Source organism: Pseudomonas huaxiensis, assembly GCF_003231275.1.
Lineage (GTDB): Bacteria > Pseudomonadota > Gammaproteobacteria > Pseudomonadales > Pseudomonadaceae > Aquipseudomonas > Aquipseudomonas huaxiensis.
This window is the reverse complement of the sequence record NZ_QKVL01000001.1, coordinates 245,148-270,228: the sequence shown is the minus strand read 5'-3', so window position 1 is coordinate 270,228 and position 25,081 is coordinate 245,148. Positions and strand designations below refer to the sequence as shown.

The 25,081-nt window shown below is 63.5% G+C and carries 21 protein-coding genes; 12 read left to right on the top strand and 9 right to left on the bottom strand.

The window, feature by feature from the left end:
- Positions 1–36 precede the first annotated feature (36 nt).
- From DM374_RS01215 to DM374_RS01170, 10 genes are all read left to right on the top strand, one after another.
- A complete protein-coding gene (locus DM374_RS01215; protein WP_225422424.1) occupies positions 37–1,119 on the top strand; it encodes an endonuclease/exonuclease/phosphatase family protein in 1,083 nt (360 codons plus the stop codon).
- A gap of 116 nt (positions 1,120–1,235) precedes the next feature.
- Entirely contained in the window at positions 1,236–1,856 is a 621-nt protein-coding gene (locus tag DM374_RS01210) for a TetR/AcrR family transcriptional regulator (RefSeq protein WP_095154168.1), read from the top strand.
- 129 nt (positions 1,857–1,985) lie between these two features.
- Positions 1,986–2,897 carry a LysR family transcriptional regulator gene (locus DM374_RS01205; RefSeq protein WP_110968215.1) on the top strand — a complete coding sequence of 304 codons (912 nt, stop codon included), beginning with the start codon at positions 1,986–1,988 and terminating at the stop codon, positions 2,895–2,897.
- A 117-nt stretch (positions 2,898–3,014) separates the two neighbouring features.
- Positions 3,015–4,478, top strand: a complete 1,464-nt coding sequence (locus DM374_RS01200; RefSeq protein ID WP_095154170.1) for a gamma-aminobutyraldehyde dehydrogenase — start codon at positions 3,015–3,017, stop codon at positions 4,476–4,478.
- Between the two features lie 83 nt (positions 4,479–4,561).
- The gene (gene ydcS, locus DM374_RS01195) at positions 4,562–5,713 is read left to right on the top strand and encodes a putative ABC transporter substrate-binding protein YdcS (protein WP_110968214.1); all 1,152 of its coding nucleotides are present in this window, start codon (positions 4,562–4,564) and stop codon (positions 5,711–5,713) included.
- 198 nt (positions 5,714–5,911) lie between these two features.
- The gene (locus DM374_RS01190) at positions 5,912–6,949 is read left to right on the top strand and encodes an ABC transporter ATP-binding protein (protein ID WP_110968213.1); all 1,038 of its coding nucleotides are present in this window, start codon (positions 5,912–5,914) and stop codon (positions 6,947–6,949) included.
- Position 6,950: 1 nt separating this feature from the next.
- Positions 6,951–7,901 (top strand): ABC transporter permease, encoded by a 951-nt coding sequence (locus tag DM374_RS01185; protein ID WP_110968212.1) that lies wholly within the window; start codon positions 6,951–6,953, stop codon positions 7,899–7,901.
- The gene (locus tag DM374_RS01180) at positions 7,891–8,697 is read left to right on the top strand and encodes an ABC transporter permease (RefSeq protein ID WP_110968211.1); all 807 of its coding nucleotides are present in this window, start codon (positions 7,891–7,893) and stop codon (positions 8,695–8,697) included. The genes DM374_RS01185 and DM374_RS01180 overlap by 11 nt, the downstream gene beginning before the upstream one ends.
- Positions 8,698–8,724: 27 nt before the next feature.
- Positions 8,725–10,149, top strand: a complete 1,425-nt coding sequence (locus DM374_RS01175) for a gamma-aminobutyraldehyde dehydrogenase (protein ID WP_110968210.1) — start codon at positions 8,725–8,727, stop codon at positions 10,147–10,149.
- A gap of 16 nt (positions 10,150–10,165) precedes the next feature.
- Positions 10,166–12,028, top strand: coding sequence for an NAD(P)-binding protein (locus DM374_RS01170; RefSeq protein WP_110968209.1), 1,863 nt, complete (start codon positions 10,166–10,168; stop codon positions 12,026–12,028).
- 519 nt (positions 12,029–12,547) lie between these two features.
- Here DM374_RS01170 and DM374_RS01165 read toward each other — a convergent pair.
- The 3 genes from DM374_RS01165 to DM374_RS01155 form a co-directional block, all read right to left on the bottom strand.
- On the bottom strand, positions 12,548–13,654 hold the full coding sequence (locus DM374_RS01165) for an NADH:flavin oxidoreductase/NADH oxidase (protein ID WP_110968208.1): 1,107 nt from the start codon (positions 13,652–13,654) through the stop codon (positions 12,548–12,550).
- Between the two features lie 119 nt (positions 13,655–13,773).
- Positions 13,774–15,483 carry a single-stranded-DNA-specific exonuclease RecJ gene (recJ, locus tag DM374_RS01160; protein WP_110968207.1) on the bottom strand — a complete coding sequence of 570 codons (1,710 nt, stop codon included), beginning with the start codon at positions 15,481–15,483 and terminating at the stop codon, positions 13,774–13,776.
- 44 nt (positions 15,484–15,527) lie between these two features.
- Positions 15,528–16,070: a YaeQ family protein gene (locus tag DM374_RS01155; RefSeq protein ID WP_110968206.1), complete on the bottom strand. Its 543-nt coding sequence runs from the start codon at positions 16,068–16,070 to the stop codon at positions 15,528–15,530.
- Positions 16,071–16,220: 150 nt separating this feature from the next.
- Between DM374_RS01155 and DM374_RS01150 the strand changes: the two genes are divergently transcribed.
- Both DM374_RS01150 and DM374_RS01145 read left to right on the top strand, forming a co-directional pair.
- Complete coding sequence (locus DM374_RS01150; RefSeq protein WP_110968205.1) at positions 16,221–17,420, top strand: CaiB/BaiF CoA transferase family protein; 1,200 nt, start codon at positions 16,221–16,223, stop codon at positions 17,418–17,420.
- A 5-nt stretch (positions 17,421–17,425) separates the two neighbouring features.
- The gene (locus tag DM374_RS01145) at positions 17,426–18,292 is read left to right on the top strand and encodes a TIGR02285 family protein (protein ID WP_225422423.1); all 867 of its coding nucleotides are present in this window, start codon (positions 17,426–17,428) and stop codon (positions 18,290–18,292) included.
- A gap of 149 nt (positions 18,293–18,441) precedes the next feature.
- Here DM374_RS01145 and DM374_RS01140 read toward each other — a convergent pair whose 3' ends face one another.
- The 6 genes from DM374_RS01140 to xerD form a co-directional block, all read right to left on the bottom strand.
- Positions 18,442–18,726, bottom strand: a complete 285-nt coding sequence (locus DM374_RS01140; RefSeq protein ID WP_110968580.1) for a DUF3509 domain-containing protein — start codon at positions 18,724–18,726, stop codon at positions 18,442–18,444.
- 164 nt (positions 18,727–18,890) lie between these two features.
- Positions 18,891–20,102 (bottom strand): EAL domain-containing response regulator, encoded by a 1,212-nt coding sequence (locus tag DM374_RS01135; protein WP_110968204.1) that lies wholly within the window; start codon positions 20,100–20,102, stop codon positions 18,891–18,893.
- 283 nt (positions 20,103–20,385) lie between these two features.
- Positions 20,386–21,795 carry a threonine synthase gene (gene thrC, locus DM374_RS01130; protein ID WP_110968203.1) on the bottom strand — a complete coding sequence of 470 codons (1,410 nt, stop codon included), beginning with the start codon at positions 21,793–21,795 and terminating at the stop codon, positions 20,386–20,388.
- Between the two features lie 95 nt (positions 21,796–21,890).
- A complete protein-coding gene (locus DM374_RS01125) occupies positions 21,891–23,195 on the bottom strand; it encodes a homoserine dehydrogenase (protein WP_110968202.1) in 1,305 nt (434 codons plus the stop codon).
- A gap of 82 nt (positions 23,196–23,277) precedes the next feature.
- Positions 23,278–24,003 (bottom strand): bifunctional protein-disulfide isomerase/oxidoreductase DsbC, encoded by a 726-nt coding sequence (gene dsbC, locus DM374_RS01120; protein WP_110968201.1) that lies wholly within the window; start codon positions 24,001–24,003, stop codon positions 23,278–23,280.
- Positions 24,004–24,179: 176 nt separating this feature from the next.
- Positions 24,180–25,076: a site-specific tyrosine recombinase XerD gene (gene xerD, locus DM374_RS01115; RefSeq protein ID WP_110968200.1), complete on the bottom strand. Its 897-nt coding sequence runs from the start codon at positions 25,074–25,076 to the stop codon at positions 24,180–24,182.
- Between the last annotated feature and the right edge of the window lie 5 nt (positions 25,077–25,081).

The following is a 25,081-nucleotide window of genomic DNA, read 5'->3' as shown; positions in this document are numbered from 1 at the left end:
GCCGGCCATTTTTTTCTTCGCTTAACGTGAGTAGCCATGAACTCTCCAAGCCTGCGTCTCTTGCCGTTACTGCTTGCCCTCGGCCTCGCTGGTTGCACCGCTACGCCCCCCTCCGGTACGGGCGAACAGCGTGTGTCACTGATGACCTGGAACGTCGAAAACCTGTTCGACACCGTTCACGACGAGGGCAAGGAAGACTTCGCCTACCTGCCACGCAGCGTGAAGCAGGCACATCCCGAGTACCTGGCGACCTGCGCCAGGATCACCGTTGCGGCCTGGCGCGACGAGTGCGAGAACAACGACTGGACCGATGCCCGGCTGGACGAAAAACTCACCCGCCTGGCGGAAGTCATTGGCCAGATCGGCAACGGGCGCGGCCCCGATATCCTGCTGCTGGAGGAAGTGGAAAACCTGAACGTGGTGGACATGCTCAATGCCCGCCTCGGCAAGTCCGACTACCAGACCCGCGTATTGCTGGAGGGCTGGGACGAGCGTGGTATCGACACCGCAGTGCTGAGTCGCCTGCCGCAGTGGGATCGACCGATCCTGCACAAGGTCCCCTACCGCAACGAGAACGGCGACAGCTCCGACAAAACCGGCAAGACCCGCGGCATTCTCGAAGTACGTCTGCTCCTGCCGGACGGACAGAAAGCCTCGGTGTTCGCCGTGCACCTGCCCTCCGGCGGCGGCCCTGGCTATCTTCGGCGCCAGGCGGTGGACTACCTGGCCGAACTCAAGCGCCAGTTGCCCGCAGATGTACTGCCGATCGTCGGTGGCGACTTCAATATCAACGCCGGCGAAGAGCGCCAGCACCGCTACATCGCCGACCGCCTCGCCAGCACCTGGAGCGTGTCGCACCTGATCGGCTGCAACGACTGCAAGGGCAGCTATTACTACCACCGCAACCGCGAGTGGTCGTTCTTCGACATGCTGCTGTTCCCGCAGCAAATGACCACCACCGGTTTCAACGGCTGGAAGGTCGATCCCGCCAGCATTCGCCTGCCTCATCAGAGCCGCTATCAAGTGAATAAATGGGGCTCGCCGGCGCGCTTCGAGGGCGGTAAATACCCCGAGGGCGTCTCTGATCACTGGCCAATGTACGCGGAGATCCATCGCTGACAGAATTGTCCGACAAGACTGTGGCTCCAGCGACCCTGGCAAGCGTCCCACGTCAACGAAATCACCCGGTGTTTGTAGTAGCGTTGCTGCCACAAGTGGCAACGCCAAGGAACGGAATGACAAACCACAAGATCAACATCCGGCGCAAAAACGTCGAGAAAATCCTCTTGGCTGCCGAACAGGTCTTCGCCGAACAGGGCCACGCGGGCACCTCCATGTCCGACATCGCCAAGCGCGCCGACCTGCCCCGCTCGAACCTGCATTACTACTTCACCACCAAGGACGACTTGTACCGCGAAGTGCTGGTCAACCTGCTCAAGGTGTGGGAGCGCGAAGGTGCCTGCTTCGTGCACTTCGACGACCCGCGGGTAGTGCTGACCAGCTACGTGCGCGAAAAGATGACCCACTCGCGCATCCGCCCCCATGGCTCGAAACTCTGGGCCAACGAGATCATGCACGGCGCCCCGCTGTTCCGTGACATCCTCGACGAACACCTGTTCGCCGGCGCCAAGTTCAAGGAGAACAAGATTCGCCAGTGGGTTGAGGAAAAACGTATCCGTGACGTTGAACCGTTCGCGCTGCTCTACATGATCTGGGCCTCGACCCAGCACTACGCCGACTTCGACTACCAGGTCAGGGCGCTCAACGATCACCAGCCGCTGAGCGACGAACAGTTCGAGCGGGCCGTGCAGACCGTGACGGCGGTGGTGTTGCGGGGGATCGGGCTGGAGCCCTGAGACCGCGCTCGGCCTGTCCGGCGTTATCGCGGCGGTTCGGCGTCCCGCCAAGCCGACGCCCACCCAAGCCATCTAAAAAAAAGATATACACTCCGAGGCACCAACAAAACTCATAAAAGCCTCCCCGCCATGATGACCCTGCGCCAGATCCGTCATTTCATCGCCGTCGCCGAAACCGGGTCGATTTCCGCCGCCGCCCAGGCGGTGTTCATTTCCCAGTCCACGCTGACCCTGGCCATCCAGCAACTGGAGGAGGAAATCGGCGTCAGTCTGTTCAGCCGTCACGCCAAGGGCATGACCCTGACCCATCAGGGCCATCAGTTTCTGCGTCAGGCGCACCTGATCCTCGCCACGGTGGATAACGCCAAGCGCAGCCTGCAACAGAGCACCGACCAGGTAGCAGGGCAGTTGACCATCGGCGTGACCAGCCTGGTCGCCGGTTACTACCTCGCCGACCTGCTGACCCGCTTCCAGCGCGCCTACCCCAATGTCGAAATCCGCGTGACCGAGGACGAGCGACCCTATATCGAGCATCTGTTGGTGGCCGGGGAAATCGATGTCGGCGTGCTGATTCTCTCCAACCTCGAAGACCGCCTGGCCTTGCAGACCGAAGTCCTCACCCACTCGCCGCACCGTCTCTGGCTACCGGCCCAACACCCGCTGCTGGAACGCGACAGCATCAGCCTCGCCGATGTGGCGAACGAGCCGCTGATTCAGCTCAATGTCGATGAAATGGAACAAAACGCTCGGCGCATGTGGGCCGGCGCTGGCTTGCAGGCGCGGATCAGCCTGCGCACGGCGTCCACCGAGGCAGTGCGCAGCCTGGTGGCGGCGGGCCTTGGCGTGTCGATCCAGCCGGACATGACTTACCGCCCGTGGTCGCTGGAAGGCGACATCATCGAGGCGCGGCCGCTGGCCGACCTCAACCAGACCCTCGATATCGGCCTGGCCTGGCGCCGTGGCACGGCGCGGCCGGCGCTGGTTGACCCGTTCCTGACCGTGGCCCGTGAACCGGGCAGCGCGCGCAAGCCATCTATTTAATCGAACGCCCCCTTCAATATTTAGAATTTGTCGACCTGCGCACACCGCTCTAGGCTCTGTAAGAAATATCGCCCACCCCTGGCGGGCGAATAATTAAAACAACAGAGAACTCGAAGAATGTCCGGTGCGCACTCGACCCCGCTGTCCACAGCCTTGTTGATCGATGGCGAACTGGTTGCCGGCGCAGGTCTGGCCGAGCCGATCTTCAACCCGGCCAACGGTGAAGTGCTGACGCAGATCGCCGAGGCCAGTACCGAACAGGTCGAGGCGGCGATCCAGGCCGCCCACCGCGCCTTCGCCACCTGGTCGCGGACCACCCCGCAACAGCGCTCGAACATTCTCCTGGCTATCGCCGACGCCATGCAGCGGCAGGCCGATCACCTGGCCCGCCTCGAAGCCCTCAACTGTGGCAAGCCGCTGCACCTCGCACGCCAGGACGACCTGCCGGCCGCCATAGACGTATTCCGCTTTTTCGCCGGCGCCGTGCGCTGCCAGACCGGGCAACTGGCCGGTGAGTACCTGCCCGGCTACACCAGCATGGTCCGCCGCGATCCGCTGGGCGTGGTGGCGTCCATCGCGCCGTGGAACTACCCGATCATGATGGCCGCGTGGAAAATCGCCCCGGCCCTCGCCGCCGGCAACACGCTGGTGTTCAAGCCGTCCGAACACACCCCGCTGTCGATCCTGGCGCTGGCGCCGACCCTCGCCGAGCTGCTGCCGCCCGGCGTGCTGAATATCGTCTGCGGCGGCGGCGAAGGTGTTGGCAGCCATCTGGTCAGCCACGCCAAAGTGCGCATGGTCTCGCTCACCGGCGATATCGTCACCGGGCAGAAAATCCTTCAGGCCGCAGCCAAGACCCTCAAACGCACTCACCTGGAACTGGGCGGCAAGGCCCCGGTGATCGTCTGCAACGACGCCGACCTCAAGGCCGTGGTCGAGGGCGTGCGCAGCTACGGCTATTACAACGCCGGCCAGGACTGCACCGCCGCCTGCCGCATCTACGCCCAGGCCGGCATCCACGACCAACTGGTGGCCGAACTCGGCGCGGCGGTCAGCAGCCTGCGCTTCGCCGGCAAGCGTGACGCCGACAACGAGATCGGCCCGCTGATCAGCATCCGCCAGCGCGACCGCGTGGCCAGCTTCGTCGAGCGCGCCCTGAGTCAACCGCATATCGAACGGGTCACCGGCGCCGCCGTGCATTCGGGCCCTGGCTACTATTACCAGCCGACCCTGCTGGCCGGCTGCAAGCAGAGCGACGAAATCGTCCAGCGCGAAGTGTTCGGCCCGGTGGTCACCGTGACCCGCTTCGACGAGCTGTCACAGGCGGTGGACTGGGCCAACGACTCCGAATACGGCCTGGCCTCCTCGGTCTGGACCCGTGACCTGGACAAGGCGATGCAGGTCGCCGCGCGCCTGCAGTACGGCTGCACCTGGATCAACAGCCATTTCATGCTGGTCAGCGAAATGCCCCACGGCGGCCTGAAACGCTCCGGCTATGGCAAGGACCTGTCCAGTGATTCGCTGCAGGACTACAGCGTGGTCAGACACATCATGGCCCGCCACGGCGAACACCTGAGCTGAATAACGATACGCACTACGCTAACAAGACCGTTGTACCGCTTTCACTGACTGCCCCGACCATAATTTGAAAAAGAGGGAACACCATGTTCGTGCACAAGACCGCATTGCTCAGCGCCCTGAGCACCGCCCTGCTGGCCAGCGCCAGCCTGCAGGCCGCCGAACCGCTGAAAGCTGTAGGTGCCGGCGAAGGCCAACTGGATATCGTCGCCTGGCCCGGCTATATCGAGCGCGGTGAAAGCGACAAGAACTACGACTGGGTTACCGGTTTCGAGAAAGAAACCGGCTGCAAGGTCAGCGTGAAAACCGCCGCGACCTCCGACGAAATGGTCAGCCTGATGGCCAAGGGTGGCTACGACCTCGTCACCGCGTCGGGCGACGCCTCGCTGCGGCTGATCGTCGGCAAACGCGTGCAGCCGATCAATACCGCGCTGATCCCGAACTGGAAGAACATCGATCCGCGCCTGCAGGATGGTGCGTGGTACGTGGTCAACAAGCAGGTGTACGGCACGCCTTACCAGTGGGGTCCGAACGTGCTGCTGTACAACACCAAGGTGTTCCCGCAGGCGCCGACCAGTTGGGGCGTGGTGTTCGAGCCGCAGAACCTGCCGGACGGCAAGCCGAACAAAGGCCGCGTGCAGGCCTACGACGGCCCGATCTACATCGCCGACGCGGCGCTGTACCTGAAGTCGACCAAGCCGGAACTGGGCATCCAGAACCCGTATGAACTGACTGAAACCCAGTACAAGGCAGTGCTCGATCTGCTGCGCCAGCAACAGCCACTGATCCACCGCTACTGGCATGACGCGACCGTACAGATGAGCGACGTGAAGAACGAAGGTGTCGCCGCATCCAGCTCGTGGGGCTACATGGTCAACGGTCTGAAAGCCGACAACCAGCCTGTGGCCTCGACCATCCCGAAAGAAGGCGCCACCGGCTGGGCCGACACCACCATGCTGCACGCCGAGGCCAAGCACCCGAACTGCGCCTACAAGTGGATGGACTGGTCGCTGCAACCGAAGGTCCAGGGTGACGTTGCCGCCTGGTTCGGTTCGTCGCCAGCGGTGCCAGCGGCCTGCACCGGCAGCGAACTGCTGGGGGCCGAAGGCTGCAAGACCAACGGCTTCGACCAGTTCGACAAGATCGCCTTCTGGAAAACCCCACAGGCTGAAGGCGGCAAGTTCGTGCCGTATAGCCGCTGGACCCAGGATTACATTGCGATCATGGGCGGGCGGTAATCCTTAATCCTGGGCCTGCCTTTCGGGCCTCATCGCTGGCAAGCCAGCTCCCACACGGATTGTGAACACCGGACCTGTGGGAGCTGGCTTGCCAGCGATGGCGCCCGAAAGGCAGCCCCAAAGCAATCTCCACCCCTATATTCAGTCGTCCAGGCCTGGGCCGCTGCACACCCCCATGCCTATCCGGAGCACCGCACCATGACCCTTGCAGTCCAGTTCACCCAGGTTTCCCGTTTGTTCGGCGATGTGAAAGCCGTCGACCGGGTGTCCATCGATATCCAGGACGGCGAGTTCTTTTCCATGCTCGGCCCTTCGGGCTCGGGCAAGACCACCTGCCTGCGCCTGATCGCCGGCTTCGAACAACCCAGCCACGGCTCGATCCGCATTCACGGCGCCGAAGCCGCCGGCCTGCCGCCCTACCAGCGCGACGTCAACACGGTGTTCCAGGACTACGCGCTGTTCCCGCACATGAGCGTGCTGGACAACGTCGCCTACGGCCTCAAGGTCAAGGGCATCGGCAAACAGGAGCGGCACGCCCGGGCCGAAGAAGCGCTGGGCATGGTCGCCCTCGGCGGCTACGGTGGACGCAAGCCGGTGCAATTGTCCGGCGGCCAGCGCCAGCGCGTGGCCCTGGCTCGCGCGCTGGTCAACCGCCCTCGCGTGCTGCTGCTCGACGAGCCGCTGGGCGCCCTCGACCTCAAGCTGCGCGAACAGATGCAGACCGAGCTGAAGAAGCTCCAGCGCCAACTCGGCATCACCTTCATCTTCGTCACCCATGACCAGACCGAAGCACTGTCGATGTCCGACCGCGTCGCCGTGTTCAACCGTGGCCGCATCGAGCAGGTGGACACTCCGCGCAACCTGTACATGAAGCCCGCGACCACCTTCGTCGCCGAATTCGTCGGTACCTCCAACGTGGTCCGTGGCGAGCTGGCCAGCCAGTTGAGCGGCGCCGCCCAGCCGTTCTCGATCCGCCCCGAGCACATCCGCCTCGGTGATGCCGCCGCCAGTGATCAGGTGCAGATCAGCGGCGTGCTGCACGACATCCAGTACCAGGGCAGCGCCACCCGTTACGAGCTGAAGCTGGACAACGGCCAGTTGCTCAACGTCAGCCAGGCCAACAACCAGTGGCAGGCCGAAGCCGCGCAGTTGCAACCGGGCCAGCGCCTGGCCGCGCACTGGGCGCGGGAAGCCATGACGCCACTGGCCGAAACCGTGCTGAGCGAGGGTCGCTGAGATGAGCCTGGCCCTGGAAAAACCGGCGCTGACTGCGGCGGGATCGCCGATGCGGCGCTTCTCCACCCTGCTGTACCGCAAGCCCAATCTGTACCTGGCGTTGCTGCTGATCCCGCCGCTGATCTGGTTCGGCGCGATTTACCTCGGTTCACTGTTGAGCTTGCTGTGGCAGGGGTTCTACACCTTCGACGACTTCACCATGGCGGTGACGCCCGATCTGACCCTGGCCAACTTCGCCGCGCTGTTCAACCCGGCGAACTTCGACATCATCCTGCGCACCCTGGGCATGGCCGTCGCGGTGTCCATCGGCAGCGCGGCGCTGGCCTTCCCGATCGCGTACTACATGGCGCGCTACACCACGGGCAAGACCAAGGCGTTCTTTTACATCGCGGTGATGATGCCAATGTGGGCCAGCTACATCGTCAAGGCCTACGCCTGGACCCTGTTGCTGGCCAAAGGCGGCGTAGCCCAGTGGTTCGTGCAGGCGCTCAGTCTGGAGCCGGTGCTGCAATTCATCCTCGGCATCCCGGGCGTGGGCGGCAGTACCCTGTCGACCTCGCACCTGGGGCGCTTCATGGTGTTCGTCTACATTTGGCTGCCGTTCATGATCCTGCCGATCCAGGCGTCACTGGAGCGTCTGCCGCCATCGCTGCTGCAAGCCTCGGCGGATCTCGGCGCGACACCGCGGCAAACCCTGATGCAGGTGATCCTGCCGCTGTCGGTGCCGGGCATCGCTGCCGGCTCGATCTTCACCTTCTCGCTGACCCTCGGCGACTTCATCGTCCCGCAACTGGTGGGCCCGCCCGGCTACTTCATCGGCAGCATGGTCTACGCCCAGCAGGGCGCGATCGGCAACATGCCGATGGCCGCAGCGTTCACCCTGGTGCCGATCGTGCTGATCGCCATCTACCTGTCCATCGTCAAACGCCTGGGGGCCTTCGATGCACTCTGAAAAAGCTTCGTTGGGCCTGCGCATCGCGGCCTGGGGCGGGCTGGTGTTCCTGCACTTCCCTATCCTGATCATCTTCCTCTACGCCTTCAACACCGAGGACTCGGCGTTCAGCTTCCCGCCACAAGGTTTTACCCTGAAGTGGTTCAGCGTGGCCTTCTCGCGGCCAGACGTGCTGGAGTCGATCAAGCTGTCGCTGCAGGTGGCGTGCCTGGCCACGCTGATCGCCCTGGTGCTCGGCACCCTGGCCTCGGCGGCGCTGTACCGGCGCAGCTTCTTCGGCAAGGAAGGCATCTCGCTGATGCTGATCCTGCCGATCGCCCTGCCCGGCATCATCACCGGTATCGCCCTGCTGTCAGCGTTCAAGAGCCTGGGCATCGAGCCCGGGATCTTCACCATCGTCGTCGGCCACGCGACCTTCTGCGTGGTGATCGTCTACAACAACGTCATCGCCCGCCTGCGCCGCACCTCGCAAAGCCTGATCGAGGCTTCGATGGACCTCGGTGCCGACGGCTGGCAGACCTTCCGCTACATCATCCTGCCGAACCTCGGCTCGGCGCTGCTGGCCGGCGGCATGCTGGCGTTCGCCTTGTCGTTCGACGAAATCATCGTCACCACCTTCACCGCCGGGCACGAACGCACCCTGCCGATCTGGCTGCTCAACCAGCTCAGCCGGCCGCGCGACGTCCCCGTCACCAACGTGGTCGCCATGCTGGTGATGATGGTGACCATGCTGCCGATCCTTGGCGCCTACTACCTGACCCGCGGCGGCGAAAGCGTCGCCGGCAGTGGCAAATAACCCTGACTGCCTGACGAGGACTGAATCATGCAAACCAAGCTGCTGATCAACGGCCAACTGGTGGCCGGCGAAGGACCAGGCCACGACGTGCTGAACCCGTCGCTGGGCACCACCCTGGTGAGCATCAACGAGGCCACTGCGGCCCAGGTCGATGCCGCCGTGCGCGCCGCCGACCACGCCTTCGACGCCTGGTCACAGACCGTGCCCAAGGACCGTTCCCTGCTGCTGCTGAAGCTGGCCGACGCCATCGAAGCCAACGGCGAAGAACTGGCGAAACTGGAGTCGGACAACTGCGGCAAGCCCTACAGCGCCGCGCTGAACGACGAGATCCCGGCCATCGCCGATGTGTTCCGCTTCTTTGCCGGCGCCAGCCGCTGCCTCAGCGGCTCAGCGGCAGGCGAGTACCTGCCGGGTCACACCTCGATGATCCGCCGCGACCCGGTGGGCGTGATCGCCTCCATCGCGCCGTGGAACTACCCGCTGATGATGGTCGCCTGGAAGATCGCACCGGCTCTGGCCGCCGGCAACACCGTTGTGCTCAAGCCGTCCGAGCAGACCCCGCTGACCGCCCTGCGCCTGGCGCAGATCGCCGCCGAGATCTTCCCGGCGGGCGTGCTCAATATCGTCTTCGGCAAGGGCCCGAGCGTTGGCGCGCCGCTGGTCAGCCACCCGAAAGTGCGCATGGTCTCGCTGACCGGCTCCATCGCCACCGGCGCCAACATCATTTCCAGCACCGCCGACAGCGTGAAGCGCATGCACATGGAACTGGGCGGCAAGGCCCCGGTGATCATCTTCGACGACGCCGATATCGACGCAGCCGTCGAAGGCATCCGCACCTTCGGCTTCTATAACGCCGGGCAAGACTGCACTGCGGCCTGCCGTATCTATGCGCAGAGCGGCATCTACGAGCAGTTCGTGGAAAAGCTCGGCAAGGCGGTGTCCACCATCAAGTACGGCCTGCAGGACGACCCGGACACCGAGCTTGGCCCGCTGATCACCGCGCAACACCGCGACCGCGTGGCGGGCTTTGTCGAACGCGCCATCGCCCAGCCCCATATCCGCCTGGTCACGGGGGGCAAAGCGGTGCCTGGCGACGGTTTCTTCTTCGAGCCGACGGTGCTGGCCGATGCCCAGCAGGACGACGAGATCGTGCGCCGCGAGGTGTTCGGTCCGGTGGTCTCGGTCACCCGCTTCGACGACGAAGCGCAGGTGCTGGCGTGGGCCAACGACTCCGACTACGGCCTGGCCTCGTCGCTGTGGACCAACGACACCGGCCGCGCCCACCGCGTCTCGGCGCGTCTGCAATACGGCTGCACCTGGGTCAACACGCACTTTATGCTGGTCAGCGAAATGCCCCACGGCGGCCAGAAACTCTCCGGCTACGGCAAGGACATGTCCATGTATGGCCTGGAAGACTACACGTGCATCAGACACGTGATGTTCAAGCACTGATCGACAGGAACCTTGCATGCAAATCACACGACGCGACTTTCTCAACGGCGTCGCCATTGGTATCGCGGCGGGGATGACCCCGCTGCAGATCCTCCAGGCCGCACCGGACGGACGCTACTATCCGCCGACGCTGACCGGCCTGCGCGGCAGCCACCCGGGTGCCTTCGAAGTGGCGCACCAGATGGGTTGGGAAAAAAAGACCTTCGACACCGACGCCCTGCCCATCGCCGAACAGTACGATCTGGTGGTGGTCGGCGGTGGCCTCAGCGGCCTGTCGGCGGCCTGGTTCTATCGCCAGCGCCATCCGCAGGCGCGAATTCTGGTACTGGAAAACCACGATGACTTCGGCGGCCACGCCAAGCGCAACGAATTCAACGCCGGCGGGCAGATGATCATCGGCTATGGCGGCAGCGAAGCCTTCCAGTCGCCGAACCACCTCTACAGCAAGGAAGTGAACGGCCTGCTCAAGGCGCTGGGCGTGGACATCAAGCGCTTCGAAACCGCCTTCGACCGCAACTTCTATCCAGACCTGAACCTGTCGCGCGGGGTGTTCTTCGACAAGGAGACCTTCGGCAGCGACAAGCTGGTGACCGGCGACCCGACGCCGATGGTGGCCGACGACATCGCCCCCGAGCGCCTCAATGCCCGCTCGGTCCGCGACTTCATCAACGACTTCCCGCTGCCGGAGGCCGACCGCAAGGCGCTGATCGACCTGCACGAAGCGCCGCGGGACTACCTGGCCGGCAAGACCAAGGAAGAAAAGACCGCGCACCTGGAACGCACCAGCTACCGCGACTTCCTGCTCAAGGACGTGGGCCTGTCGCAGGCCGCGGTGGCTTACTTCCAGGGTCGCACCAACGACTTCATGGCCCTGAGCATCGATGCCGTGGCCGCCGCCGACGCCTACAACGTCGGTTTTCCGGGCTTCGCCGCCATGCAGCTCGACCCCATCAGCGAAGAAGCCCGGGCGGAGATGGAAGAGCCGTACATCTATCACTTCCCCGACGGCAACGCCTCGGTCGCGCGGTTGCTGGTGCGCAGCCTGATTCCACAGGTGGCGCCGGGCAAGGACATGGAAGACATCGTCCTGGCGAAATTCGACTACAGCCAGCTCGACCAGGCCGCGCACCCGGTGCGCCTGCGCCTGAACAGCACGGCGGTGAGCGTGCGCAACGTCGATGGCGGCGTGAACATCGGCTACAGCCGTGGCGGGCAACTGACGCAAGTGCGCGGCAAACACTGCGTGCTGGCCTGCTACAACATGATGATTCCGTACCTGCTGCGCGACCTGCCGGCCGAACAGGCCAACGCGCTGAGCCAGAACGTCAAGTTCCCGCTGGTGTACACCAAGGTCGTGGTGCGCAACTGGCAGGCGTTCCAGAAGCTTGGCGTGCACGAAATCTACGCCGCGACCCAGCCTTACAGCCGGATCAAGCTGGACTATCCGGTGAGCATGGGCGGCTACGAACACCCACGGGATCCGAACAAGCCGATCGGCTTGCACATGGTCTACGTACCGACCACACCGAACGCCGGCATGAACGCCCGCGACCAGGCGCGGACCGGGCGGGCAAAACTTTACGCACAAAGTTTCGACCAGCTCGAAGCACAGTTGCGCGATCAGCTACAGCGGATGCTTGGCCCGGGAGGCTTTGATCACCAGAAAGATATTCTGGCGATCACCGTCAACCGCTGGTCCCACGGCTATGCGTGCTTCACCAACAGCCTGTACGACGACGCCGGACAGACTGAAAAGTGGATGGAACAGGCGAAGAAGCCGCTGGGCAACGTCACCATCGCCAACTCGGACGCGGCGTGGAGTGCTTACGCTCATGCGGCGATTGATGAGGCGTGGCGGGCGGTTGGGGAGTTGGGTTGAGCTCTCAGGGCTGAGGCGCCAGGCGGGAGACCGGGTGAAGGCGACCATGTGCTAGCCGACAGTTTTTCAGTGCTCTCAAGATCGAGCGCCGCCCGCGCGGCGCATCGCGACGGTTCGGCGCCCCGACAAGCTCGCTCCTACATCGGTTGCAACGTGCCATGGCCTGTGTGATTGGCGTAACCAGCCTTGGTGCATGGCTGAAGAATGCGGGGTGGCTGAGGCGCCAGCCTCGAAATTGAGCCGAACTACCAAGGCGGTCAACCATGGCCTGACAGGCATAGGCACGTTGCAACCAATGTAGGAGCGAGCTTGTCGGGGCGCCGAACCGTCGCGATGCGCCGCGCGGGCGGCGCTCGATCTCAAGGGCACTGAAAAACCGTCGGCTAGCACATGGAGTGCCATAACCGGATCCTCTGACAGGCGACACGTAGCCTTTCTACGATTCCGAAATGCGTAGATACCCATGCTCATCGCTGACGTTCAACGCTCCGACAAACCGGCATCGACACCGCCCCAAAATCAATCCCTCAAATCCGACTCATGAATCGGCTGCTCCCGACTGGTCGCCCGCTGATACTGCGCCGGCCAGACCGCTTTGTTGCCGCCCAGATCATCGTCCGCATGCAGCGGCCAGTACGGATCACGCAGCAGCTCGCGAGCAAGGAAGATCAGGTCGGCCTGGCCGGTGCGCAGGATGTGCTCGGCCTGAGCCGGTTCGGTAATCATGCCCACGGTGCCGGTGGCAATGCCCGACTCCTTGCGCACCCGTTCGGCGAAGCGGGTCTGGTAGCCGGGGCCGGTCGGGATCTCGGCATTCACCGAAGTGCCGCCGGACGAGACGTCGATCAGGTCCGCACCCAGCGCCTTCAGGCGCTTGGCCAGGTCCACGGTTTCGTCGGGGTTCCAGCCATCCTCGACCCAGTCGGTCGCCGATACCCGCACGAACAGCGGCAACGAATCCGGCCAGACCTCACGCACCGCCTCGGTAACCTGCAGGGTCAGGCGGATACGGTTTTCGAAACAACTGCCATAGCTGTCACGCCGCTGGTTGCTCAGTGGCGACAGGAACTGGTGCAGCAGATAGCCGTGGGCCGCGTGAACCTCAACCACCTTGAACCCCGCCACCAGTGCTCTTTTCGCGGCGGCGACGAAGGCGTCGATCACGTCATGGATCTGCGATTCATTGAGTTCGGTAGGCTGCGTGTGTTGTGGGTCGAAGGCGATTTTCGACGGCCCGACAGGGATCCAGCCGCCGTCTTCCGGTTTGATGCTGCCGTGCTTGCCCAGCCACGGCCGATGGGTGCTGGCCTTGCGCCCGGCATGCGCCAACTGGATACCCGGCACGACGCCCTGGGCGGTGATGAAACGGGTGATTCGTTGTAACGCCGGGATCTGCGCATCGTCCCACAGGCCCAGGTCCTGGGCGGTGATGCGGCCGTCAGCGGTAACCGCCACGGCCTCGGTAATCACCAGGCCGGCGCCACCGACCGCCCGACTGCCGAGATGGACCAGGTGCCAGTCGTTGGCCAGGCCATCGACACTGGAATACTGGCACATGGGAGAAACGGCAATGCGGTTGGGCAGGGTCAACTGACGCAGGGTGTATGGCTCAAGCAACAGGCTCATGAGGGCACCTCTCCATGACTCCGAATGGTAGGCCGAACCGAGCGCTCATTCTTCCCTGCGGCTCAGTGCCGGTCCTACAGAGCCTAGACCAGTTTCCTACCCTCGGGTCACCGGGCCGATCAGCGCGGCTCCATGTGCGCGATCATCAATTGCACACTTTCCTGGCCGCGGAATTCGTTGACGTCGAGCTTGTAGGCCAGTTCCACCCAGCGCACCGTGGGGTTCGGCCAGACTTCGCGGTCGACGCTGAAGGCAATGCCGTCCAGCCGGACCGCACCGCATTCGCTCTTGAGCACCACCTTCAGGTGCCGCTCACCCACTACCCGCTGCTCCACCAACTGGAACACGCCATGGAACAACGGCTCGGGGAAATGCTGGCCCCACGGCCCGGCATGACGCAGAGCACGGGCCAGTTCGAGATGGAATTCCTCGACCGCCAGGGTGCCGTCGGACAGCAAGCGGCCCGTCAGGTCTTCCTCGCGCAACTGGCGCCGGACTTCTTCATCGAAGGCCTCGGCGAACGCCGGGAAATTCTCCGCCGGCAACGACAGGCCCGCCGCCATGGCGTGGCCGCCGAACTTGCTGATGAGCTGCGGATGGCGCGCCGCCACGGCGTCCAGCGCATCGCGAATATGGAAGCCCGGCACCGACCGCGCCGAGCCCTTGAGCATGCCTTCGCCAGCGTCGGCAAAGGCGATGGTCGGACGGTGATAACGCTCTTTCATCCGCGAGGCCAGGATACCGATCACGCCCTGGTGCCAGTCGGCTTCGAACAGGCACAGGCCGAACGGCATGGATTCCACTGGCAGGTCCTTGAGCTGGGCCAGGGCTTCGCGCTGCATGCCCTGCTCGATGGACTTGCGGTCCTGGTTCAGTTCGTCCAGTTGCGCCGCCATGTCCCGCGCCAGTTGCGGGTCTTCGCTGAGCAGGCATTCGATGCCCAGGCTCATGTCATCCAGACGCCCGGCGGCGTTGAGACGCGGGCCGATGATGAAGCCAAGGTCGGTGGAGGTGATGCGCTGGTGATCGCGGCGCGCCACTTCCAGGATCGCCTTGAGCCCGGGCCGGGCGCGACCGGCACGAATGCGCTCAAGGCCCTGGTGCACCAGAATGCGGTTGTTGGCGTCCAGCGGTACCACGTCGGCCACACTGCCGAGGGCCACCAGATCCAGCAGTTCGCCGAGGTTGGGCTGCGGTTTGTCCTGGAAGTGGCCAAGGCTGCGCAGTTGTGCGCGCAACGCCAGCAGCACATAGAAGATCACCCCGACGCCGGCCAGCGACTTGCTCGGGAACTCGCACCCCGGCTGGTTCGGGTTGACGATCGCGTCGGCCTGGGGCAATTCGCTGCCGGGCAGGTGGTGGTCGGTGACCAGCACTTTCAGCCCCGCCGCCCGCGCCGCCGCCACACCCTCGACGCTGGAAATGCCGTTATCCACGGTGACCAGCAGGTCCGGCGAGCGCTGCAGCGCCACCGCGACGATTTCCGGCGTCAGGCCGTAGCCATATTCGAAGCGGTTGGGCACCAGATAATCGACATGGGCCGCACCCAGCAGGCGCAGACCAAGCACACCAACCGTGCTGGCGGTGGCGCCGTCGGCATCGAAGTCGCCGACGATGAGGATGCGCTGGCGCTTGCCCAGGGCGTCCAGCAGCAGGTCCACCGCGGCATCGATGCCTTTGAGCATCTGGTACGGCAGCAGCCGGCCCAGGCTCTTGTCCAGCTCTTCCGCGCTCTGCACGCCACGGGCGGCGTACAGGCGGGTCAGCAGGGGGGGCAGGTCGCCAAGAAACGGCAGGGTGGACGGCAGTGAACGCGGCTCGATACGCATGGGACGGCTTAGGCTTCCATGAAAAACAAAAAACGGACGGCGGCTTAGCCGCGATCACCCAGCAACCACTCCAACTGGACTTCATGCTGACCACGGTCGTCGGTGACGAAGATCGTCCCTTCGCTGATCATCACGTCCCACTTGATGGCACGCGGCATGTCGGTGGACAGGGTTTCCAGCACTTCTTGCGGCACCGCAGCGATGTTGAGGTTCTTCAGCCCCTTGACCGCATCCACCACCTTGCCCGTCCACACCCGCAGGCTACCGTAGGCCAGCAGGCTGGTGCGCTCGGTGCGGCGCGAGCACCAGGTCAGGCGATCGGCGTCCGGCTGGCCGACTTCGATCCAATGCAGAACGCGATCATCCAGGCTCTTTTCCCACAGCGCAGGCTCATCGACGTCCGACAGACCACGCCCGAACGACAACTGCTCGTTGTACCAGAACGCGTAGGCCAGCAGCCGCACAGCCATGCGCTCTTCGGTTTCCGAAGGGTGGCGAGCGATGGTCTGCTTGACGCTTTCGTACACGCCGCGGTCGAGATCAGTGAGGTTCAGTTCGAATTTGTAGGTGGTGGACGGCTGGGCCATGGGGCGGGCTTCTGATAACGGGAAAGTCGCCCAGTCTAACCGATGCGACGCCTATCAACTAAGCGAACCCACAATCATGAGCTACAACAGTATCTGAGCCTTTCGCCCTGTGATAAAAACGAGCGCCTTGCCCACCGCCACGGATGTCTTATGTCGCTGCCCAGCAAACCTCTTGCCGGCCTCAAGGTCGTCGAACTCGGAACCCTGATTGCCGGACCGTTCGCCTCGCGGATCTGTGCCGAATTCGGCGCCCAGGTGGTCAAGGTCGAGTCGCCAGACGGCGGCGACCCGCTGCGCAAGTGGCGCAAGCTCTACGAGGGCACCTCGCTGTGGTGGTTCGTCCAGGCGCGCAACAAGCAGTCGCTGACCCTCAACCTCAAGCATCCCGAAGGCCTGGCGATTCTCAAACGCCTGCTGGCCGACGCCGACATCCTCATCGAGAACTTCCGTCCCGGCGTGCTGGAAAAGCTCGGCCTGGGCTGGGACGTGCTCAAGGCCCTGAACCCGAAACTGGTGATGGTGCGCCTGTCCGGCTTCGGCCAGACCGGGCCGATGAAAGACCAGCCGGGCTTCGGCGCGGTGGGCGAATCCATGGGCGGGCTGCGCTACATCACCGGTTTCGAAGACCGCCCGCCGGTGCGCACCGGGATTTCCATCGGTGACTCCATTGCCGCCCTGTGGGGCGTGATCGGCGCGCTCATGGCGCTGCGCCACCGCGAGGTGAACGGCGGCGAAGGCCAAGTGGTGGACGTGGCGCTGTATGAAGCGATCTTCGCCATGATGGAAAGCATGGTTCCAGAGTTCGACGTGTTCGGTTTCATCCGCGAGCGCACCGGCAACATCATGCCCGGCATCACGCCCTCCTCCATCCACACCAGCGCCGACGGCAAGCACGTGCAGATCGGCGCCAACGGCGACGCGATCTTCAAGCGCTTCATGCTGGCGATCGGTCGCGCCGACCTCGCCGACGACCCGACCCTGGCCAGCAACGACGGCCGCGACCTGCGCCGCGACGAGCTGTATGGCGTCATCGACCGCTGGGCCAACAGCGTGCCGCTGGACACTTTGATGCAAACACTCACCACCGCCGAAGTGCCGGCCAGCCGCATCTATTCCGCCGAAGACATGTTCAGCGACCCGCAATACCTCGCCCGCGAAATGTTCCTCCAGGCCAAGCTGCCCGACGGCAAGCCGTTCAAGATGCCCGGCATAGTGCCCAAGCTCTCCGACACGCCGGGCTCCACCGAGTGGGTCGGGCCGAAACTGGGCGAACACACCGAACAGGTGCTGGGTGAACTGGGCTACACCGCCGCGACCATCGCCAACCTGCGCGAACAGGGTGCCATCTGACCGGGGTGCTGCGGCGACTCGGCCTGGGCGCTCTGCTCGGCGTGCTGCTGGCCGCGCCGGAGGCGGCGTGGGCAAAGGAACGGCTGATCTGGCTGCTGCGTGATTTGCCGCCGCTGACGATTTTCGAGGGCTCGCGCAAAAGCCAGGGCGCGGTGGACCAGATGCTGGCGATGCTGATCGAGCGCATGCCCGAGTACGACCACAGCATCCAGCGGGTCAACCGTGCCCGTGCCTTGCAGATGCTCCAGGAGCGCGGCTTCAATTGCGACCCGACGCTGCTCTGGACCCCCGAACGCGCGCGGTTCATCCATTTCTCGGTGCCGAGCATGGGCACCCTGAGCAACGGCCTGGTAGTGCGCGAGCAGGACCGGGCGCTGGTGGATCCGTTCCTGGTCAATCATGCCGTCGATCTCAAGGCCCTGCTGGCCAACCCGCCGGCCCGGCTCGGTATGGTCGCCGAACGCAGCTACAGCACACCGATCGACAGCGTGCTGAAGACCACGCCTGCGGAAAACCTGACGCCCCACTACGGCACCGATGCAGTCAGGAGCCTTCTGCAGATGCAGCATCTGGGGCGGTTGAAATGGCTGCTGGCCTACTGGCCGGAAGTGCGCTACCTGAGCCTTGAACTGGGCCAGTCCCTGGACGACCTGGTGTTCTACCCGATCCAGGGCGTGACGCAGTACCAGTTCATCCACGTCGGCTGTTCCGATACGCCGCTGGGTCACGAAGCCGTTACCCACATCAACCAGTTGCTGCTGGAATTGCGCAAGGAAACCCTGCCGCCGCTTTATGGCCAGTGGCTCGACCCGCAGATGCGCGAAAGCTACATGAAGGACGCCGAACACTTTTTCGACGATGACGCGCCGTAAAAAGGCAAAAAGAAACCCCGGACGGTGGGGAGGCCGCTCGGGGTTAAACGAAGGCCCTTGGGCCTCGCGTATGACAGTCAGAAAGCATCGGAGCAAAATGCCATCTGGCTGCCTGTATAAGGTCTGATTACGTTGCCAAGGAAAGGTTCCTACAAGGTAGCCGATAAATTCCGACCCTGTCGGGCGTGTTGCCAGGCCGCGATCACACAGGGCTGCAAACGTCCTTCGGCAATGCGCAGATCACGCTGCAAACCGTCCACCAGGTCAACCAGCAGGCGCTGATCCTGCAACTGACTGGCCCTGACCGTGCGCTGCAACACTTCCAGGCCGGACTCGTCGCTCAGCGACAAGGCAAAATCGGTAGTCCCCTGGGGCGCCAGCGTGACCAGATAAGGTGCGAATGCTTCGTTGAGCAACAAGCTGACAGATTCCATCTTGTTCACTATTCACCTCGTTAGGACAAAGGGTCTTTAACTGACCCTGTGAGCGGCGGGAAAGTTCGGCCAGGTCACTTCGCTACACGTTCAGCGAGAATGCCCACAGAACATGACAGATTAAATCTGCACAACCGATTAATATCAGAAAGCCATCGCCCAACTCAAGCTGCACCGTTTCGTGCCAGCGCCGCCGGCTCGTGGGCATTCATCCACTTCAGCAATTCACCCTCGCCCATCGGCCTTGCGACAAAACCACCTTGCACCCGCGGTTTGCCCACATGGTTCAGGGCCCGCCAATCGTTGAAGGTTTCCACGCCCTGCACCACCACGTCCAACGCCAGGCGCCGCGCCAGGATCAACGCCGTCGCCACCGCGCCGGACTTCTTGCCGTCAGCGGCCAGGCCGCGCAGCAGATCGGCAGGCAGCTTCAATTCGCTCAAGGGCAGGGCGAACAGTTGCGGCAGATTGCCGGCGGCGCTGCCTGAGCATTCGAGTGCAAGGCGACAACCTAGCTGACGCAACACCGCCCATTGCTCACCGTCGAGCAGGTCACAATGGCCCTCCTTCAACGTCAGCGTGAGCACGCTGGCGGGTAGCTCCAGCGTCACCAGCAGTTGCGCCAACCGTGCGACGAAGCGGGTATCCGGCAACAGCGAGGGTGGCAGTTCCACCGTCACCGGCAGCGGCTGACCACCGCCAAGGCAGGTCACCGAACTGAAGGCCAATGCGTGTTCGAGCACATGCCAGGTCAGCACATCGAGCAGTCCCACCCCGTTGGGCACGGTGAAGAACTGGCCTGGCGCCAACAGGCCAAGGGTCGGGTGCTGCCAGCGCACGCTCGCTTCGACGCCAACCAATGCACCTGCGGCGCAGATCATCGGCTGGTAACGGACCTGCCACTGCGCGCGGGACAAGGCCAGTTGCTCGGGAGACAGGCGAGTCAATTCGAGGATATGCGGCGGTACACCCAGTTGTTGTGGCACGTGGGCGTCTTCGCAGTACTCCGACAGCAGGCGGTGCAGCGTGGCGCAACTGGCCGGCTTGCGCACGCAGCCCAGCAGTTGCAGGCCAAGCTGCCGGGACAGTTCGCCAATATTGTCGAGCAGCGCGGGTTCGGCATCACTGAGGACGATCAACGCGTCAGCCAGAACGTTTTCCGCCAGGTGCCGGATCAACGCCAAACCGTCGGCACCTTCCATGTACAGGTCGCAGATGGCGATATCCACCGGCCCACGGCGCGCCAGCATCTGCCTCGCGCACTCCACCGACTCGGCGGCCAGGACGTCGAACACGCCGTTGGCGTTGAGCATCTGGTGCAACGCCATGAGTTGAAAGGGATGGTCTTCGAGGATCAGGACCTTGAGCGAGTGCATGAAGGTTTCTCCGCAGGTTGCAGGCTCGTGCGGCGGCACAAAGACGCAACTCTAAGGAAAACAGACCGGCGGCCCTATAGGAAAAATCCCAAAGTTAGCGCTCCATTTCCAACCCCCGCCGACGAACCGGTCTGAAACGCAGTTGCAAGCTTCAAGTGGCAAGCTGCAAGAACAAACCGACCTGCGCGATGGCCGCTCTTTCTTGTAGCTTGCGACTTGTAGCTTTCAGCTAGAAAAGAAAAAGCCCGTCACTTGACGGGCTTTTTCTTTTCCGGGCAATCGATCAGAGCGGTTTACCGCGGTTACCGTGCTTGCTGACGAAAGCCTGAACCTGGCTCAGGTCGTTGGCCAGGACCGTGCAACGCTCTTCACGGGAGAACAGGTCGGTCAGGTGGGCTGGCAGTGACAGTTCCTTGCCAATACCGGCCTTTTCCACCGCTTCCGGGAATTTGACCGGGTGCGCGGTGCCCAGCACCACCATCGGCGTGTCCAGGCTGCGACGGCACTCGCGGCCGGCCTTGACGCCGATCGCGGTGTGCGGATCGAGGATCTCGCCCGTCTGGGCGAAGACTTCGGCGATGGTTTCGCAGGTCTGCGCGTCATCGACGGCCAGGGAATCGAACAGCTTGCGGGCTTCGGTCCAGCGGTCTTCTTCGACGCTGAAGCCGCCACCCTGCTTGAAGTTGGCCATCAGCTCGGCGATTGCCGCGCCGTTGCGACCGTGCAGGTCGAACAGCAGGCGCTCGAAGTTCGACGACACCATGATGTCCATCGACGGCGACAGGGTCGCGTGCAGGGTTTCCTTGACGTACTGGTTGCCGCTCATGAAGCGGTGCAGGATGTCGTTGCGGTTGGTGGCGACGATCAGTTGGCTGATCGGCAGGCCCATGTTGCGCGCCAGGTAGCCGGCGAAGATGTCGCCGAAGTTGCCGGTCGGCACCGAGAACGCCACGGAACGCGCCGGGCCGCCCAACTGCAGGGCCGCGTGGAAGTAGTAGACGATCTGGGCCATGATCCGCGCCCAGTTGATCGAGTTGACCGCTACCAGGCGAGTGCCCTTGAGGAAGTCCTGGTCGGCGAAGCTGGCCTTGACCATTTCCTGGCAGTCATCGAAGTTGCCTTCGATGGCGATGTTGTGGATGTTCTCGCCGAAGATGGTGGTCATCTGGCGACGCTGCACTTCCGACACGCGCTGGTGCGGATGCAGGATGAAGATATCGACGTTGTCGCAACGGCGGCAGCCTTCGATGGCCGCGGAACCGGTGTCACCACTGGTGGCGCCGATGATCACGACGCGCTCGCCGCGCTTGACCAGCACGTGGTCCAGCAGACGACCGAGCAGTTGCAGGGCGAAGTCCTTGAACGCCAGGGTCGGGCCGTGGAACAGCTCCAGCACCCATTCGTTGCTGTTCAGTTGACGCAGCGGTGCGACCGCAGCGTGAGCGAACTCACCGTAGGTTTCTTCGAGAATCTTCTTGAAATCGGCGTCGGCGATGCTGCCGGTGACGAACGGGCGCATCACCCGGAACGCCAGCTCGTGGTACGGCAGGCCGGCCCAGGAAGCGATCTCTTCCTGGGTGAAGCGCGGCAGGTTTTCCGGCACATAAAGACCGCCATCGCTGGCAAGACCGGCCAGCAGCACGTCTTCGAAATTCAGGGCAGGAGCCTGGCCACGGGTACTGATATAGCGCATGAGGGCAAACCTTTCTTTGAGCTGCAAGCTTCAAGCTTGAAGCTGCAAGAGAGCGGCGGTGCACCTTCTTGCAGCTTGTAACTTGCAGCTAGTCGTTAGTTGAGCTGTTCGACACGAATCCGCACGACCTTGCCGATAACGTCCTGGAGGGCTTCCAGCGCCGCGATGGCATCGTTCATACGCTTCTCCTGGACCTTGTGGACCAGCAGGATCATCGGTACCAGACCGTCCTGTTCCTCGACTTCCTTCTGCATGATCGACTCGATGTTGATCCCGCGCTCGGAAAGGATGCTTGCCACCTGGGCCAGTACGCCCGGATGGTCCTTGGCCTGGATACGCAGGTAGTAGGCGCTTTCGCAGGCCTCGATCGGCAGGATCGGATGGGCCGACAGCGAATCCGGCTGGAAGGCCAGGTGCGGAACGCGGTTTTCCGGGTCGGCGGTCATGGCGCGAACCACGTCCACCAGGTCGGCGACGACCGAGGAAGCGGTGGGCTCCATGCCAGCGCCGGCGCCGTAGAACAGGGTCGAACCCGCGGCGTCGCCATTGACCATCACGGCGTTCATCACGCCATTGACGTTGGCGATCAGGCGGTCAGCCGGGATCAGCGTCGGGTGCACGCGCAGTTCGATACCGGCAGCGGTGCTGCGCGCCACGCCCAGGTGCTTGATGCGGTAGCCCAGGGCCTCGGCGTAGTTCACGTCAGCAGTGGTGAGCTGAGTGATGCCTTCGGTGTAGGCCTTGTCGAACTGCAACGGAATGCCGAAGGCGATGGAAGCGAGAATGGTCAGCTTGTGCGCGGCATCGATGCCTTCGACATCGAACGTCGGGTCCGCTTCGGCATAGCCCAGCGCCTGGGCTTCGGCCAGCACGTCCGGGAAGGTGCGACCCTTCTCGCGCATTTCGGTGAGGATGAAGTTGCCGGTGCCATTGATGATGCCGGCAACCCAGTTGATGCGGTTGGCCGAGAGGCCTTCACGGATCGCCTTGATCACCGGGATGCCGCCAGCCACAGCGGCTTCGAATGCGACGATCACGCCTTTTTCGCGGGCGCGGGCGAAGATCTCGTTGCCGTGCACGGCGATCAGCGCCTTGTTGGCGGTGACCACGTGCTTGCCGTTGTCGATGGCCTTGAGCACCAGCTCGCGGGCCACGGTATAGCCACCGATCAGTTCAATGACGATATCGATCTCGGGGTTGCTCGCGACGTCGAACACATCAGCGGTAATGGGGGTACCGGTAATCTGGCAGTTCGGGTTGGGCGAACGCATGGCAATCTGTGCCACTTCAATTCCACGCCCGGCGCGGCGGGCAATCTCCTCGGCGTTTCGCTGAAGTACGTTGAAGGTTCCGCCACCGACGGTCCCTAACCCACAGATGCCTACTTTGACCGGTTTCACTGTGAAACTCCCCATTGAACGACCGGTGTGGAACCGATCGTGAAAAAAGCCGCCTCCCCATGGTGGCGGCTCACTGATTGAATTACTTGGCGACGGCCAGGGCCAGCTTGGCCACTTGCGGGGCCGGCTGGTAGCCCGGGATCACCTGGCCATCTTCCAGCACGATCGCTGGCGTGCCGTTGACACCGATGGACTGGCCCATGGTGAACTGCTTGCTGACCGGGTTCTCGCACTTGGCGGACTTGATTTCCTTGCCGTCGATCATCTTGTCCAGCGCGCCCTGGCGGTCCTTCGAGCACCAGACCGCCTGCAACTGCTCGTCACCCGGCGAGCCGAGGCCCTGGCGCGGGAAGGCGACGTAGCGCACTTCGATACCAAGCTTGTTCAGCTCAGGCACTTCGGCGTGCAGTTTGTGGCAGTACGGGCAAGTGGTGTCGGTGAACACCGTAATGTGCGACTTGGCCGGGCCTTTGGCAGGATAAACCACCATTTCCGCGGCTGGAATGGCATTGATCGTCTTGGCGATGGCCTGGCGTTCGGTCTTTTCAGTCAGGTTGACCGGCTTGCCGTCCTGCACCTGAAACAGGTAGCCCTGGACCAGGAACTGGCCGTCGGCGCTGGCGTACAGCACACGTCCACCCTTGAGCTTGACTTCGTACAGGCCATTGAGCGGACTGGCGGCGATGCTGTCGACCGGAACTTCCGACTCCAGCGACTGCAGGGTTTTGCGGATCGCCTGCTCGTCAGCCAGGACGAACGAACTGGCCAGCGCCAGCGCGGCGGCGGCAACAATCTTGATCATGCGCATTTGGAGCTCCTGAAAGCGTACAAGGGGCCGGGATGGGGACGCCCGGATGGAAAACACGGGGGATTGGCCGGCCCAAGACGTAAACCCCGGAAGACTACCATATTCATCGCCCTGCGACGGGCACCTTGACCGCTCGAATGCGCAGACAAACGTACCGGCCACGGCCGATTCGTTCTCTAACCCCTGGGATGGTGCCGAGCATGCAACTCCTGCAGCCTCGCTCTGGCCACATGAGTATAGATCTGGGTCGTCGACAGGTCGCTGTGGCCCAGCAACATCTGCACCACACGCAAGTCAGCGCCATGGTTGAGCAGATGAGTGGCGAAGGCGTGGCGCAGGGTGTGAGGCGACAGCGCCTTGCCGATCCCGGCGACCTGGGCGTGGTGCTTGATACGGTGCCAGAATGTCTGGCGGGTCATCTGCTCACCACGCTGACTGGGAAACACCACGTCGCTGGGACGGCCGTTGAGCAGGCCATTGCGACCGTCACGCAGGTAGCGCTCCAGCCAGACCACCGCCTCCTCGCCCATCGGCACCAGCCGTTCCTTGCTGCCCTTGCCCATGACCCGCAATACGCCCTGACGCAGGTTGATCTGGTCGAGGGTCAGGCTGACCAGTTCGGTAACCCGCAAACCGCAGGCGTACAGCACTTCGAGCATGGCGCGGTCACGCTGGCCGATGTCTTCGCTCAGGTCCGGCGCCAACAACAGGGCTTCCACGTCAGCCTCGGAGAGCGACTTGGGCAATGGCCGGCCGAGCTGCGGCATGTCGATCTGCAGCGTCGGGTCCACGGCAATCAGTTTTTCTCGCAGCAGGTAGCGGTAGAAACCGCGCAGCCCGGAAAGAAAACGCGCCGTGGAACGCGGCTTGTAGCCGTGATCCAGGCGCCAGCCGAGGTGATCGAGGATCAGTTCGCGGCCGGCATTGGGCAATTCGATGCCCTTTTCCTGCAACCAACCGTTGAACAGCGCCAGGTCGCTGCGATAGGACGCTCGGGTGTTGTCCGACAGGCCTTTTTCCAGCCACAGGGCATCAAGAAACTGGTCAATCAGGGGGTGGTCGATAGCAGGCATGAAAA

Coding starts and splice junctions, on each gene's coding strand:
- ydcS (WP_110968214.1), top strand. CDS start 4,562: ATGTTCGTGCACAAGACCGCATTGCTCAGCGCCCTGAGCACCGCCCTG.
- DM374_RS01190 (WP_110968213.1), top strand. CDS start 5,912: ATGACCCTTGCAGTCCAGTTCACCCAGGTTTCCCGTTTGTTCGGCGAT.
- DM374_RS01215 (WP_225422424.1), top strand. CDS start 37: ATGAACTCTCCAAGCCTGCGTCTCTTGCCGTTACTGCTTGCCCTCGGC.
- DM374_RS01185 (WP_110968212.1), top strand. CDS start 6,951: ATGAGCCTGGCCCTGGAAAAACCGGCGCTGACTGCGGCGGGATCGCCG.
- DM374_RS01155 (WP_110968206.1), bottom strand. CDS start 16,070: ATGGCCCAGCCGTCCACCACCTACAAATTCGAACTGAACCTCACTGAT.
- dsbC (WP_110968201.1), bottom strand. CDS start 24,003: ATGCGCATGATCAAGATTGTTGCCGCCGCCGCGCTGGCGCTGGCCAGT.
- DM374_RS01210 (WP_095154168.1), top strand. CDS start 1,236: ATGACAAACCACAAGATCAACATCCGGCGCAAAAACGTCGAGAAAATC.
- xerD (WP_110968200.1), bottom strand. CDS start 25,076: ATGCCTGCTATCGACCACCCCCTGATTGACCAGTTTCTTGATGCCCTG.
- DM374_RS01140 (WP_110968580.1), bottom strand. CDS start 18,726: ATGGAATCTGTCAGCTTGTTGCTCAACGAAGCATTCGCACCTTATCTG.
- DM374_RS01205 (WP_110968215.1), top strand. CDS start 1,986: ATGATGACCCTGCGCCAGATCCGTCATTTCATCGCCGTCGCCGAAACC.
- thrC (WP_110968203.1), bottom strand. CDS start 21,795: ATGCGCTATATCAGTACCCGTGGCCAGGCTCCTGCCCTGAATTTCGAA.
- DM374_RS01170 (WP_110968209.1), top strand. CDS start 10,166: ATGCAAATCACACGACGCGACTTTCTCAACGGCGTCGCCATTGGTATC.
- recJ (WP_110968207.1), bottom strand. CDS start 15,483: ATGCGTATCGAGCCGCGTTCACTGCCGTCCACCCTGCCGTTTCTTGGC.
- DM374_RS01200 (WP_095154170.1), top strand. CDS start 3,015: ATGTCCGGTGCGCACTCGACCCCGCTGTCCACAGCCTTGTTGATCGAT.
- DM374_RS01180 (WP_110968211.1), top strand. CDS start 7,891: ATGCACTCTGAAAAAGCTTCGTTGGGCCTGCGCATCGCGGCCTGGGGC.
- DM374_RS01150 (WP_110968205.1), top strand. CDS start 16,221: ATGTCGCTGCCCAGCAAACCTCTTGCCGGCCTCAAGGTCGTCGAACTC.
- DM374_RS01165 (WP_110968208.1), bottom strand. CDS start 13,654: ATGAGCCTGTTGCTTGAGCCATACACCCTGCGTCAGTTGACCCTGCCC.
- DM374_RS01175 (WP_110968210.1), top strand. CDS start 8,725: ATGCAAACCAAGCTGCTGATCAACGGCCAACTGGTGGCCGGCGAAGGA.
- DM374_RS01135 (WP_110968204.1), bottom strand. CDS start 20,102: ATGCACTCGCTCAAGGTCCTGATCCTCGAAGACCATCCCTTTCAACTC.